9 protein-coding genes and 1 pseudogene are annotated in these 13092 nt (G+C 38.7%); 2 read left to right on the top strand and 8 right to left on the bottom strand.

The genetic code is table 11. From position 1 onward, the window contains the following. Positions 1-24: 24 nt before the first annotated feature. Complete coding sequence (gene rppH / locus A3Q33_RS12450) at positions 25-531, bottom strand: RNA pyrophosphohydrolase (protein WP_081182575.1); 507 nt, start codon at positions 529-531, stop codon at positions 25-27. A 282-nt stretch (positions 532-813) separates the two neighbouring features. On the opposite strand from rppH, the gene mutH reads away from it, so the two are divergent. Both mutH and A3Q33_RS12440 read left to right on the top strand, forming a co-directional pair. Next, entirely contained in the window at positions 814-1425 is a 612-nt protein-coding gene (gene mutH / locus A3Q33_RS12445) for a DNA mismatch repair endonuclease MutH (RefSeq protein ID WP_231295857.1), read from the top strand. Positions 1426-1542: 117 nt separating this feature from the next. Next, the gene (locus A3Q33_RS12440) at positions 1543-2979 is read left to right on the top strand and encodes a sensor domain-containing diguanylate cyclase (protein ID WP_081180228.1); all 1437 of its coding nucleotides are present in this window, start codon (positions 1543-1545) and stop codon (positions 2977-2979) included. A gap of 237 nt (positions 2980-3216) precedes the next feature. Here A3Q33_RS12440 and A3Q33_RS12435 read toward each other — a convergent pair whose 3' ends face one another. The 7 genes and pseudogenes from A3Q33_RS12435 to A3Q33_RS12405 form a co-directional block, all read right to left on the bottom strand. Beyond that, positions 3217-4116 carry a D-hexose-6-phosphate mutarotase gene (locus A3Q33_RS12435; protein ID WP_081180227.1) on the bottom strand — a complete coding sequence of 300 codons (900 nt, stop codon included), beginning with the start codon at positions 4114-4116 and terminating at the stop codon, positions 3217-3219. 570 nt (positions 4117-4686) lie between these two features. Further along, positions 4687-7397 (bottom strand): annotated as a pseudogene (gene acnA, locus A3Q33_RS12430) (aconitate hydratase AcnA). Between the two features lie 162 nt (positions 7398-7559). Further along, positions 7560-8216: a TVP38/TMEM64 family protein gene (locus A3Q33_RS12425; protein ID WP_196797952.1), complete on the bottom strand. Its 657-nt coding sequence runs from the start codon at positions 8214-8216 to the stop codon at positions 7560-7562. Further along, on the bottom strand, positions 8213-8965 hold the full coding sequence (locus A3Q33_RS12420; protein WP_081180225.1) for a gamma-glutamyl-gamma-aminobutyrate hydrolase family protein: 753 nt from the start codon (positions 8963-8965) through the stop codon (positions 8213-8215). The genes A3Q33_RS12425 and A3Q33_RS12420 overlap by 4 nt, the downstream gene beginning before the upstream one ends. Before the next feature lie 823 nt (positions 8966-9788). Continuing rightward, positions 9789-11048: an amidohydrolase family protein gene (locus A3Q33_RS12415; protein ID WP_081180224.1), complete on the bottom strand. Its 1260-nt coding sequence runs from the start codon at positions 11046-11048 to the stop codon at positions 9789-9791. A 10-nt stretch (positions 11049-11058) separates the two neighbouring features. Next, positions 11059-12441 (bottom strand): amidohydrolase, encoded by a 1383-nt coding sequence (locus A3Q33_RS12410; protein WP_081180223.1) that lies wholly within the window; start codon positions 12439-12441, stop codon positions 11059-11061. A 254-nt stretch (positions 12442-12695) separates the two neighbouring features. Next, complete coding sequence (locus tag A3Q33_RS12405; RefSeq protein WP_081180222.1) at positions 12696-13001, bottom strand: DUF1289 domain-containing protein; 306 nt, start codon at positions 12999-13001, stop codon at positions 12696-12698. Positions 13002-13092: the final 91 nt, after the last annotated feature.

Here is a 13092-nt window from a genome sequence, read left to right as displayed (position 1 = left end):
CATAATAATAATCTAAGACAATAATTAAGCACGGCGTCGGCGACGTTCTTGGCGATAACTAGGCATCGCCGCTAAAGCAAATTCTTTCATCACCTTGCGATAAACTTCGCGTTTAAATGACACCACTTGCCTGACCGGATACCAGTATGAAACCCAACGCCAGTCGTCAAATTCAGGATGATTTGAATGTAATAAATCAACCGCTGATTCTGGTGCTGTCAATTGCAGTAAAAACCATTTCTGCTTTTGACCAATACATACGGGTAAGCTTTCGTGCCTAATTAACCTTTTCGGTAATTTATATCTTAACCAATGCTTAGTAGTCGCTACAATTTTAACATGCTCAGGTTTTAAACCAACTTCTTCGTCCAATTCCCGATACATTGTTTGTTCTGCAGACTCACCCTCGTCAACCCCACCTTGTGGATATTGCCAAGAATGCTGACCAAAACGCCTTGCCCAAAATACTTGTCCCCTGTCATTGATTATTACTATGCCGACGTTAGCTCGATAGCCTTCGGCATCTATCACAGGAACTCCTGACAGCATTTAATAATGCTTTGATTCTTCCACACTCTGCACTTTTGGGCAAACTTTTATTAACAGAAATCATCACAATATGCCGGTATTAGCGATTGTTACCTCATAACAATTCAAAGTTTTAAACATTACTAAAAATAATTGCCTTGCTCAAAGCCTAAGAGCTGAATGATAATAAGCTATACAAAATTGACTGCAGATTAAAAATTGAATAGCGGAAAAAGCCCTAAAAACGAAGCAGAATTACTAACGCGAGCACAAAACCTTGCCGGTATGTCGTTAGGAGAAATTGCGGCAACAATTAATGTTCAAGTGCCTAAAGACCTTAAACGCGAAAAAGGCTGGATTGGGTTGCTGTTAGAGCAAGTATTAGGTGCTAGCGCTGGTTCTCGACCAGAACCCGACTTTCCACATTTAGGCATTGAACTAAAATCATTACCGATTAATTATCAAGGTAAACCTCTAGAAACGACCTTTGTCTGCGTTGCCCCATTAACAGGCTTAGTCGGCGCCCAATGGCAAACAAGCCATATTCGTAATAAAATTGCACGTGTCTTATGGGTACCTGTTATATCTGAGCGAAATATTCCGATTGCAGAACGTATTGTCGGCACAGCCTTTATTTGGTCACCTTCACAAGAAGAAGAACATTTACTCGCTCTCGACTGGCAAGAACTTACTGACATGATAGTGCTAGGTGATGTGGAAAATATTCACGGCAAGCATGGTCAAGTATTGCAACTGCGACCAAAAGCAGCAAATAGCCAAGCAAAAACTCAGGCTTTTAATCGCCACGGGCAACCTTTCATGACCTTACCTCGCGGTTTTTATTTAAAAACAAGTTTTACACAAGGGCTATTAAATAAGTATTTACGTATAGACTGATTGAAACCCTTTCTCTAATCCCATTGAAATATAAATATATTAATAAAAACCGTAGCTAAAATTTACTAACCGCGTTATAAATTGGTAAATATTAAAACTCGGTAATGTTAATTCCCCATGAAGTTAGGCAATAAATTTGATCGCTATATAGCAGTAATATTTTTTGTAACAATAGTTACGGTTATTTTAACATCTTATTTCACCCTAAAAGACGTTATAAATAGCCACAACAAACAAGTACAAAGTGCTACAACGCCGTTATTTTCTTTAGTAACGAGTGAAATACTTCGGCCTTTGAATGTTGCAAATTTCATGGCTAAAAATCAATTTGTTATCGATTATGCTGGTCAAGATGAAATAGATACAAACTATTTAGTCTCTTATCTAGATAAGGTAGCAAAATCCTATAATATGATTGCCTTTATCGCCTTAGAAAAACACAACCTCATGGTCGATTCTAATGGCAAAGAATCGACACTAAATAGTTCAGATACCGAGTGGTATAACCGCCTTAAAGATTTACCCGGTGAACAATTTACCGACATAGGTAATGCACAAAATCCACATTTATATTTTGATAATAAAATTCGCAATTCTAAAGGTGAATTCATTGGCTTTACTGGTGTAGCTCTTGATCTAAATTATTTTGCCAGCAAATTTCAAGAATACAACGAACGCTTTGGCTTTGAATTATATTTTGTTGATCACAACAATATTATTACCTTATCTTCAAATAGCATCATAAAATCTGAAAGCCATCATCGCAAAGACTTAATGACTCGCTTAAGTGACTTACCATGGCATCAATCGCTGATCAAAAATAACGCCGCAGATAAAAACTTAAGCTCAGAGGTCATGTACACCTCAGATGATGGCTTGCTGATATCGCAAATGCCAATACAAGAGCTTAAATGGCGTATGTTTATTGTCTCACCACCTGCAGCGCAGCAAAGTGAATATTGGAAAATATTTATCGGCCGTTTCATACTATTTTTTATCGTCGCTATAATTTTTTATATGATGCTGTTAAATATTATTAATTATTTAAAATCGCGATTAATTAAACATGCTGAAACCGACCACCTAACCCAACTTCCAAATCGTAGCCATATACATTCACGCTTTGATGATATTGCTATCCGCAATGATAATCTTTGTCTCGTACTAGCTGACATTGACAGTTTTAAAAGTATAAATGACACCTACGGACATTTAGTGGGTGACGATGTATTACGTATTATCTCTGAACAGCTGTCACAAACGTTGAGAAAAGTTGATGTGGTAGGCCGATGGGGTGGCGAAGAATTCGTGATGTTATTACCTGAAACAACCGCTAAACAAGCACATGTTATTGTTGAGCGTATTAGAAAAAACATTGCCGACATTTCTTTTCCTATATCCACCACTAGTGGTACCTTTAATACCACCATTAGCTTTGGTATTTGTGAATTACCATTAGAAAATAAAACCATCATAGATTATATCGAAGGCGCCGATAAAGCCCTGTACCAAGCAAAAAGTGATGGCAGAAATAAAAGTGTTATTTTTAACTAAATAAATTGTGCTATCGATAAATAATTGCGCTATCTCACTTATTTATCGATATTTTTTGTTAACAACAGCCTAAGAAAGTTTATCGATTAATATCAATTTGACTACTTAAATGCTCTACTTTTTTAAGAGTTAAAATGAATAAATACAAGTCATAAATTTATAAGTAGTTATTCTACTTATAAATTTTATAACGTCGTAGCTTTTTATTTTAACCATTAAAAATGAGCAAAGAATTAATCAACTGGTTATATTATGCAAGTTAATGGTTTGGCTTATGCTGACACTGCTTTGACTCGCTATCTCTTGCCAGTCAGTATTTGCCGCTTCTAGACAAACAAATTCGTGTTCACCTTGGACATGTAGATCGATCATGTTTCGTCCATCTTTACCCGGGTTCCATAACACCCACTGCTGACAACCTTTACTCAGTATTTCAATCTCACGTTGCCACTTGTTATCAACAATAACCATCTTATCGCAGTTATGATAAATGCGATCAATTGGGCCCAAACAATTTTTTAGTGTTGATTTTTGTTCGTTCTCACCACTAATTTTGTCATCATAAAGCGCGTCGTTTAAGGCCGGAATTTCGGTTTCCTGTGAATTACCAACGCAAAAATAACTGTGCAAAGCGCCAGTATATTCTACCGCTTGATCTGATAAATTTGTCATGGTTAACGTTTGGTGAAATGATTCGTCAAACACCAGTGTTTGGCTTAATTCACATGCGGTTGGCCAATGTGGAGAAAACTCTTTACCTATTAATGACAGCGTTATTTCAACCGCTGTATCTGACATGTTTATATCAGCAATTTGCCATTGACTTTGTCTAGCAAAGCCATGATTACTTACTTTACTTAATTCACCGTTGGGTAACTTTACTTCGCCACCAAACCAAGGCCAGCATAACGGCACACCGCCACGAATAGCCTTGCCTAAGCTATAATGACTCGTATCGCTGAGCCAAAATACCGGTTGTTGTTCATTAGGCTGCCAACTAAGCACTTGACCACCATATAAACTTACCGAACCTTGACCTTTTTGATGAACAAAGCGCAAAGCTTGCAAACCTTTGGCAAGCTCATATAACTCAATACGGCCAAATTCATTTTCTAACAATACTTCTAGCATTTTCATTTATCTCTTAACTCTATAGTGCGTATATGGATAACTGCACTTTTATAATATCATTTTAGATAATTATACGAGTGGATGAAAGAGTTAAAGTATTCCGATCAGCTTTCAATGCACCAATGGTAAAGCGTCATACCAATTAAAATTATAAATAGACCAATAAGTGACAATTAAATTCACACAAGGAAGGTCTTTATTTAAAGCACAATTACCTTAAGAATAAACCAAAGCTCTACTTCTATGTAGAAGCCTTTTGAAATCAATCATACTATTAAAGCTATAAATTGGCCTTGGTGTTGAGCCGCAATTAATGCACAAAAAAATTATAAAATATAGTAAAAAACTATGACTAAACGCTGCCTTAAGGCTTTACTTGAACTAGGCTTAGCGACTAAAGCTTTGGTGGAATAGTTGAATTAATTAACATTAAACTTAACTAAAATTAAACTTATGAAACCATGTTTGAACATTACAACTTCGACATATTCATCATATAATTCACAGCTTATTTGTGATTAGTCAGATAGTCATACTAGACCTATCTGGCTAATCTCCTTATCTACTTAGTTTATCCTAAAGCAGTGATCTGATGACATATTGAAGGATACCTCCATGGCGAAAATATTCGAACTCATTTGGGGTGTCGATTCGTATGTCTGTTTCAAAGATAACGCTTTCGCCGTTAGCTCTTAAAACTTCTACTTTCACTTGTTTCTGGCCAGCATCAACCGCTTGAATAGAAAACTTTTCTGTACCGTCTAAATTGTAAGTGCTGGCACCTTCGCCTTGCTTAAACTGCAGTGGTAATATGCCCATGCCGATAAGGTTAGAGCGATGGATCCGCTCATAGGTCTCAGCGATAACCGATTTTACACCCAATAAAAGCGGCCCTTTAGCGGCCCAATCTCGAGAACTACCCGTACCATATTCTTTGCCCGCAATAACAATAGTGGGAATATTCTCAGCAATATATTGATGCGCGGCCTCAAACACCGTCATCTGTTCACCGTTAGGTTGTTTACGTGTAAAACCACCCTCAGTGCCAGGAGCAAGTTGATTTTTCAATCGAACGTTTGCAAAAGTACCGCGCATCATAACTTCATGGTTACCTCGTCTAGAGCCATAAGAGTTAAAGTCTTTTTGCTCAACTTGATTAGCTCGAAGGTAATCTGCAGCGGGAGTTTCTTTGCCTATGGCGCCTGCGGGTGAAATATGATCCGTGGTTACACTGTCGGCCAATTTCAATAAACAACGCGCATTTTCAATCGCTTTAGTTGGCTCAGGCTCCCGAGGCATATTTTCAAAAAATGTCGGTTTTTTAACATAAGAACTCTCTGGCCAGTTATAAATATCGGCGTCAACAGTATCAAGGTTTTCCCATATATCGCCACCGTCATAAACAGAGCCATACTTCTCTGAGAACATAGATTTATTGACCACTCGAGTCACAATCTCTTGTATTTCTTGCTGGCTTGGCCATAAGTCTTTCAAATAAACTGGCTTGCCAGCACTGCTAGTACCCAGTGGCTCTTTGGTAATATCAATTTTCATATTACCCGCCAATGCATAGGCTACCACTAGCGGTGGTGATGCTAAGTAGTTTGCTTTAACATCTGAGTGTATTCGCCCTTCAAAGTTTCGATTACCTGATAATACCGATGTTACGGTTAAATCACCCTCCCTAATCGCATGAGTAATAGCTTCGGGTAATGGTCCTGAATTACCAATACAGGTGGTACAGCCGTAACCTACCAAGTTAAATCCCATTTTATCCAGCTCTTTAGATAGCCCTGCTTTATTGAGATATTCAGTCACTACTTGTGAGCCTGGGGCAAAACTAGTTTTAACCCAGGGTTTAACGGTAAGTCCTAATTCATTGGCTTTTTTTGCTAACAGCGCAGCAGCAACCAACACAGATGGGTTCGATGTATTAGTACAACTGGTGATCGCAGCAATCACTACCGCGCCTTCATGAAGATCATAATCTTGTTCATTATGACGATAAGATACGCTGGTTTTTGAACCAATATTTTCTACACCGCCTTCACTATCAAAGTTCGCTTTCTGCTTGTCGTTAGGCGCGATAGCCAATTCATTTTGTTCGGTTATCCAACGCTGAAACGCCGTCGATGCTTGGTCAAGATTAATTCTGTCTTGCGGGCGTTTCGGCCCAGCGATAGCAGGAACAATAGTGTCTAAATCCATGGCGAGAGTTGCATGATACTCAGCATGTTCTTGTGCTTCACTGCCCCACATACCTTGTGCTTTTGAATAAGCTTCAATAATCTCAATTTGTAGCTCACTGCGTCCGGTTAACGCTAGGTATTTAGTTGTTTGTTCGTCAATAGGAAATAAGCCACAGGTGGCACCATACTCAGGCGACATATTAGCCAGTGTCGCCCTATCGGCTACAGTTAAGTGTTTTACGCCAGCACCAAAAAATTCGACAAATTTACCCACTACGCCAAATGCTCGCAGTTGCTCTGTAACCGCTAACACTAAGTCGGTCGCGGTTGCTCCTGGAGGTAACTTACCTTTTAATTCCATGCCAATCACTTCAGGTATTAGCATAGTGACAGGCTGACCTAACATGGCCGCTTCGGCTTCAATACCACCTACCCCCAACCAAGCACACCTAAGCCATTGATCATTGTTGTATGTGAATCGGTACCGACTAATGTATCTGGGTAAAGTAACGGTGTATCTTGCTGTTCATCGACAAAGGTTACTCTTGCCAAATACTCCAAATTGACTTGGTGTACAATGCCTTTTCCTGGCGGCACTACTTTGAAATTATCGAATGCGCTCTGACCCCACTTTAAAAACTGATAGCGTTCTTTATTACGCTCAACCTCAATTTCAGTATTACGCTTAAACGAGTCAGCCTTGCCGAATTCATCTACCATTATTGAATGATCAATCACTAAATCTACCGGTTTAAGCGGATTAATTTTATTAGGATCGCCACCTAGGTCCAACATCGCGTTGCGCATAGCGGCTAAATCAACCACTGCAGGCACGCCGGTAAAATCTTGCAGAATAACTCTAGAGGGCACAAATGCTATTTCGGTATTAGAAGAGGAGCCGGTGTCCCATTTAGCTAGATTTTGAATATCCTCTTCTTGCACATACTTTTCATCGCTGTGGCGGAGCAAGTTTTCTAGTAATATTTTAGCCGTTAACGGCAAGCGTTTTGTATTTGTTTGCAATGTTGTTAGGTCAAAGTACTTATAGTTTTTGCCTTGCACGGTTAATGTCGATATATGTTTATTTAAAGCTGTCACATTACTCTCCTTTTAGCCTTAATCAGGTATTTTTTAAGGTAAATTATTTTCCGTATTTACTCATCATCATTAAAACTATATTTACTACAAGAAATACGCTTCTGTTAATAAAATATAAGGATAGAGCCTTTGCCCTGCGCCTTAATATAGCTGTTCGAATGCTTATTCTGCCTGTTTCTTCCTTAATAACAAAAAGACAACAAATAGAATAATGGCCGCTATAATCGATGTTATTGCTAAACCCGAGGGCTCTTTCATAAGTTCTATCGCACCTTTACCAAAAAATATTGCGCTTAAGCCCAAAGGGGCAATGCCTATTGTCGAGCCTAGTATAAATTTGAAAATATTTATTTCAAGTGAGCCTGCCAAAATGCTTGTTACGGTAAAAGGTGGAGTGGGAGCTAGGCGCAATGCGAAGATAGCCCAAGCGCCTTTATCATCCATTTTTTCTTTTAATGTCTCTGTATGCTTTTTTACCCCTTCGCCAAAAGAGTCTCCCCCAATAGCACGTCCTATTCCGTAGCCGCTTAAACTTGCTAAAAGGAAACCAGGGATGCAAATTAGTACGCTAATCCAGATATTAAATACCAAGCTAACCGTAAACGCCATTAATGGAATTGGGATGAGGAGAGAGCCTCCGATAAAGAAAACACCTAAGAAAATTAAAGCGGTCAAGGTATTATCAGGTATATCGCTAGCTAACTGGCTAATTTTATCTATTTCAAGGTAGTCACTAAGCGGTGTTAGAAAATACAGAGCTAAAAGCCCGATCACAACACCGATAAATACGCATAACTTGATAATATTTGCCTTCTTCATTTTATAGCCTCTCGTATTAGCCAGCTGAAAATTTTTCTGTGAGCTTTCATATAAAATAAATATTCTGGATGCCATTGAACCCCTAATACCTTGTCACTATTTTTGCTTTCAATAACTTGGTTAATGCCCGCTTCTTCTTTAGCGGTAACTTTAAGAGTTTCTGCTGGCTTAGCTACGGCTTGAGAATGTATTGCATTGACTTTTAAAGGGTCGTCTCCAGCTATTCTAGAAATTAATGAGTCGTTAGTCGTGTAGAGCACAGTTTTACGCGGGAAAGGGCTGCGGATCCTAGCGTTTTCTTTCAAAAGCGGTAAGGTCGATTCATACATTGAGCCGCCCAACTCTGCATTTAGTAATTGATGTCCACGACAAATACCTAGAAGTGGTAGGTTATTGTCTAAAGCATAACGAATGAATTGGATTTCCATATCGTCACGGTCTTTGTCATATTGGTGTGAACTAAAATGGCTCATTAGCTCCATAGGATATAATAAACACTCTTTTAGTTGGGTCCAGAATGAGCGTGTCACTGAAGGAGAGTCTTCTTTAATGAAATGCTCAGGATGGATATCTGAACCACCACCTATAATAACGCCGTCGTAATCAAGCGTTCCATCAAAAGTTTCAGGAGTTACCCTAACTGGTTTTCCTCCGGTAATCCTTATATTCAAAGCAGTAAAAAGCCAAGCTATGGTGCCTGATTTATTAGGTCCAGTTATGGCGATTTTAGGTTTTGCTACGCGGGTCAAGTGAACTCCTTAAGCATTTTGTAATACTATTTGTAACCGCTCTGCTTTACTATTGCTGCTACCAATGTTTTACCAAAATTTAATCATAGGGGTAATTCAAATATCTATCCTATTACATTTGATAGTGCCTATATTGAGTAAATAATCATTTTGCAAATATTAGACCAACGGTAAAAAAAATAAAAACCATGTAAAACATAACTTTAAAAAATAACTGTTCTTATTTAAAATCAATAGTATGTAAAGTTTACGCATTAATCGTAGTATTTACCTTCTTAGTTTTACTCATTTGATTAATGAAGCGTTCTATTCCTCCAAATAAAAAAATATTAGTCATAGGATGTCATTATGTATGCTACTGATAAAATTAATAATACGGACACTTCATGTTAACGAATCAACATTAGCAGATAATTTATACCAACTTGATTGGCTATGTACCAGTTGAGTGTTGCTGAGAAAAATTATTGCTCATAAACACCCGTTTATAATGGCTTTAAACGATTAACCTGCCGATAAATAATATGAGTAACGTAGTAACTTACGGGCGTAGCCTCAATTAACTACGACATAGCCAATTTGGTTAATAAAGTGATCAATTTTGTCATGTGGAAAATGGATAATTACAAGGCATAAAATTTAGTCAGTAGTTATTCATTTTAACCATTAAAAATGAGCAGCTAATTAATCAACTTAATGGTATTACTTAATATTAAGGGTTGTTAGGTGAAGAATAAAAGAGGAAGGCCCATCAGTTATCCACTGACGGGCATTAAGATTTAACACGAGGCTTTAGAAGCGGGTATAACTATTGATTCTGACATTACTTCACGTAAGCTTTCGGCATATCACTCGACGTTGTATAACGGTCACGTAAAGCATCTTGACGACTGCGAGTCGAGTATTCTTTACCGTTAATCCACATCTGACTTACCTTTGTGCTGAGCTCAAATGGATCAGCACTCCACAACACTAAATCTGCCGTTTTACCGACCGCAATAGTGCCACTATCAAGGTTAAATGCTTGTGCAACGTTAGCCGTTACTGAGGCAAGTGCGGCATCGGGTGATAAACCATTCGCTATAGCATTACCGGCATGAAAACGCAGTTGATAAAGGTTATGGGTATCACCATTAACTGTTAAGGCAACTATAACGCCAGCTTTAGCTAATTTTGCTGCATTCTCAAGCGAAGCATGCAGAGAATCAAAACTGCCAGGTAAATTATCTAACGCCGCCATCACAACCGGTACTTTAGCTTCAGCAATTTTATCGGCAATTAACACCGCATCAGCGGCGCCAACAAAGACTAAATCAAGTGAAAATTGCTTTTTAAGTTTTAACAAAAATAGCAGATCAGTAGCGCGGTCAGCATGAGCTACTAAGGCTTTTTCACCAGTAAGTAGCGCGTTAATAACTTGCGCTTCACGACTTGGCTCTTTTGCTTCTTTTTTGTCTTTTGCATCATTAGTTTTATTTTTCGCTTTTGCTAATTCCTTAACAGTATCTTCGAGCTTAAATTGTAAGTTTTGTAAGCTTAGTGCACGAGAACCTTTGCTTTTAGCGCCTAAGTCAATAACAACACTATTGCTACTAGCACGAACACTATCAAACTCACCAGAAAGGTCTGCGACAAAAGTTTGCCCCTTAAACATGTCTTCACCGCCATGAGGGCTGACAACATTACTGGTAATACCGCCCTTTCGGCTATAGGGAATCACAGAAGAGCGTGGATTAAACGCTAAGCTTGCATCAAAGGTAATATCAGCTTTTTTATCGCCAGCATCACGACTTTTTGAAACAGCGCCAACTTCCACTAAGCCTAATTGGTTCATTGAGCCTATTAAACCTGGTGTTAAAATTCTCCCTTTAGCATCAATAATGATCTCGGCGCTAAGTGTTTCTGGATTGATGGCAATGACTTTACCATCTTCAACCACTACCGTGGCGTTTTCCAGTACGCCTTGCTCAGTTACCGTATGCACTGTCGCATTAGTAATAGCAAAGCTTTGAGCAAAACTTGCAGACGAACTTGCCAGTGCCAAGGCAATTAGCGATGATTTAAATACTTTAAAATGCTTCATAATTTTCACCTTACCTTTGACCTAACAGAAAATCGCTTTTCGCTTGGTATTTTTCATCAAAACGATCGTAAACTTTCGCACCATCAACAAACACTTGTTCAGCTTGCGCATAAACACTAAATGGGTTTTGATTCCAAATCACCACATCAGCTTTTTTACCATTTTCTAAGCTACCCGTATCTTCCGCTACACCTAATGATTTTGCTGCATTCGCGGTGATCCAAGTTATCGCCAGTTCAGGTGTTATTTCAAAGCCATTTTCGTTGGCACGATACATAACTTTGCCTGCTTCTTGGTTTAAGCGTTGGATTGTACTGGCAGAATCAGAATGCACTACCGCACAAGAATTTTTCATCGCATCTACAATTGCTACGTTTTCATGCACCATGTCGTAAGCTTCCATTTTAAAGCCCCACCAATCTGGCCACATGGCTGCACAGTTGCCATTTTCAGCCAAGGTATCTGCTATTTTGTATGCTTCAATCGCATGATGAAAAGTACCTGAGTGGTAATTAAATTCTTTACCTAGATCGATCATCATCGCCATTTCTTCAGCTTTATAACAATGGTTATGAATTAAAATATCTCCATCAAGCACACCTTTCAAGGTGTCGAGTTCTATATCACGCTCAGGAGCCAACGGGTTCTTGCCTGCATCGTAATCAGCGTCATACTTTTCCCAAGCTCGTTTATATTCAGTTGCATCGGCCCAAGCCATGCGATAACCAGCCATATTACCCATGCGTGTTGAAGGTAACACTTTACGACTACCGTAAACTCGTTTTGGATTCTCACCACAAGCCATTTTTAAACCATAAGGCGCATCTGGATACTTCATACCTTGCATAGTATGGCTAGGGGCATTGCGCAGTGTTACACCGCGACCGCCAAATAAGTTTGCTGAGCCGGGTAAAATTTGTAGTGTTGTAATGCCACCAGCACGCGCTGCTTCAAAACCGGGGTCTTGTGGCCATATACTGTGTTCAGCCCACACTTCAGAAGTATTAGGTGAACTCATTTCATTACCGTCAGAATGCGATTCAACAGAAGGGCTTGGATAAACACCTAAATGTGAATGTACGTCGATAATACCTGGCGTTATCCATTTACCATTTGCGTCAATTTCAACCGCGCCATCGGCGATTAAGTTTTTGCCAATTTTATTGATTTTACCGTCTACCATCAAAACATCGGCATTATCCATACGTGTGCCCGTACCCGTTAATACCGTGGCATTTTTTATTAATGTAGTTTGCAACGGTAAGACTTTATAGGTACTCGGGTATGGGTTTTTATTTATCACCACTTTTTCGTCTTGCTGTTCGCTTTGCAAACAACCAGTTAAGGCAACAGCAAGTGCTGTAGTCACTAACGATGGGAGAAATTTTTGCATAAATTTGTTCCTGTGTTACTCCACACACTGCATAAAAATATCATGTATTTCAGGCCAGTTTGTATGAGCTTATTATTATTCAAGTTAAAATATTTAACATAAATATTACGGTTAACAGATTATTGTTAACAAGGTATTAATATCTACAATATTATGAATTGTCGCTGACAACAAGTCAGACATATAGGGGAGTTGAGCAATTGCGTTGAACGGCTAACTATCTGCGATAAATGGGGTGATGGGGACTTAAAAATTTACAGTTCAAAGTCACCAAAGTCGATATCACTGCTGTTATCAATGCGTAATTTACTTGGTGGGTCAAGTAAAGAGGCTTGCTTATTTTCAACAGTAATTTCAGCGACTTTAACTGTTGTGGGTTTAGTTTTACGCTTTTTACGTTGCTGACAACGTTTAATGACTTTTTGACGCTCGTTAGAATCAAATGCTATCCAATTTAAGCGCTCGTCTCGCGTACGAAAGCAACCCGAACATTGGCCTTTGTCATCTGACTGACAAATACCAATACAAGGGCTAGGAACATCAAAAAATTCTAACTGCATCTAATATACTTCGTGTAATCAATTGGTTTACTTTGAATAAGCCATTGGGCAGATACTATTAAGTATATACCCAATTTTATTTTAGCGTTTT

This window comes from Colwellia sp. PAMC 21821, from assembly GCF_002077175.1.
Lineage (GTDB): Bacteria > Pseudomonadota > Gammaproteobacteria > Enterobacterales > Alteromonadaceae > Cognaticolwellia.
The sequence above is the reverse complement of the archived record's forward strand: the minus strand, read 5'-3'. Positions and strand labels throughout refer to the sequence as shown.

What these genes read in the sequence shown, in the direction of transcription:
- A3Q33_RS12405 (WP_081180222.1), bottom strand. Translation starts at nt 13,001, where the DNA reads ATGCAGTTAGAATTTTTTGATGTTCCTAGCCCTTGTATTGGTATTTGT.
- A3Q33_RS12435 (WP_081180227.1), bottom strand. Translation starts at nt 4,116, where the DNA reads ATGAAAATGCTAGAAGTATTGTTAGAAAATGAATTTGGCCGTATTGAG.
- A3Q33_RS12425 (WP_196797952.1), bottom strand. Translation starts at nt 8,216, where the DNA reads ATGAAGAAGGCAAATATTATCAAGTTATGCGTATTTATCGGTGTTGTG.
- A3Q33_RS12440 (WP_081180228.1), top strand. Translation starts at nt 1,543, where the DNA reads ATGAAGTTAGGCAATAAATTTGATCGCTATATAGCAGTAATATTTTTT.
- mutH (WP_231295857.1), top strand. Translation starts at nt 814, where the DNA reads ATGTCGTTAGGAGAAATTGCGGCAACAATTAATGTTCAAGTGCCTAAA.
- A3Q33_RS12410 (WP_081180223.1), bottom strand. Translation starts at nt 12,441, where the DNA reads ATGCAAAAATTTCTCCCATCGTTAGTGACTACAGCACTTGCTGTTGCC.
- A3Q33_RS12415 (WP_081180224.1), bottom strand. Translation starts at nt 11,048, where the DNA reads ATGAAGCATTTTAAAGTATTTAAATCATCGCTAATTGCCTTGGCACTG.